Below are 1,021 nucleotides of genomic sequence, written 5' to 3' on the forward strand. Positions count from 1 at the left end.
GTGGGGGGCGGTGGGCAGGGACGGCCCGTATGCCCGCAACCACCGGGGCCCGGTTGGCCGTTGACAGTACGAGCACGGCTCGTTGACAGTGCCAGCGAGCAGAAACACCGGGCGGAGAAGACCGGGCGGAAGCCCGCTCAGCAGAGTCCGCACAGACAGCGGCAACAGCAGAGAGGTAAGCGCGATGGGGCTTCGCGGACAGGTACGGACGCGGGACGGCTGGGCCGTCCAGCACGCGGTCGTGACCATGACCGATATGACCGGCGCCCAGGTGCTGCGTACCGGCGCCGAGGAGGACGGCAGCGTCCGGTCCGACGTGGCGCTGGCGCCGGGCCCGTACACCGTCATCGTGACGGCCGTCGGTTACGCGCCCGTCGCCTCCACCGCGCTGGTGACACGGAGCGGGCGGGCCGAGGTCGGTACGGTCGTACTGGCCCGGCAGGGCGGCGCCGAGCTGCCGCCGCCGGGCGCCTGGAGCCTGGACCCGGCGCACTCGTCGGTCGGAGCGGTCGCACAGCACCTCGGGATCTCCAGCGTGCACGGGCGGTTCAAGGAGTTCGGCGGCCGGATCGAGATCGCCGGCGACGCGGCGGGCGGGTACGAGGAGTCGCGCGTGGAGGCGGTCATCACCGCGGCGAGCATCGACACCGGGAACGCGCTGCGCGACAAGCACCTCAAGTCGCCCGACTTCCTGGACGTCGAACGCTTCCCCGAGATCACGTACAGCGGTACGGGACTGACCCCGGCGGGCCCCGACCGCTGGACGGTGCACGGGCGGCTCTCGCTGCACGGTGTCGTCCGCGAGGTGGATCTGCACCTCAGCTATCTGGGCACGGGGCCCGACCCGTGGGGCGGCGAGCGGGCGGCCTTCCACGCGACCACCGAACTGAGCCGCGAGGACTTCGCGATGAACTACAACCAGGTGGTACGGGCGGGGGTCGCGGCGATCGGCACGACGCTGCGGGTGGAGCTGGATATCCAGGCGGTACGGGGGGAGAGCCTGCCGGTGGCGTGAGCGGGG

Annotated in this window: 1 protein-coding gene; it reads left to right on the forward strand. The window is 72.2% G+C overall.

Going from position 1 to position 1,021, the window contains the following annotated elements:
• The first annotated feature begins 184 nt into the window (after positions 1-184).
• A complete protein-coding gene (locus WH07_RS33100; RefSeq protein WP_046508365.1) occupies positions 185-1,015 on the forward strand; it encodes a YceI family protein in 831 nt (276 codons plus the stop codon).
• Positions 1,016-1,021 lie beyond the last annotated feature (6 nt).

Origin of the sequence: Streptomyces odonnellii, from assembly GCF_000981895.1 — a bacterium.
Taxonomy (GTDB): Bacteria; Actinomycetota; Actinomycetes; order Streptomycetales; family Streptomycetaceae; genus Streptomyces; species Streptomyces odonnellii.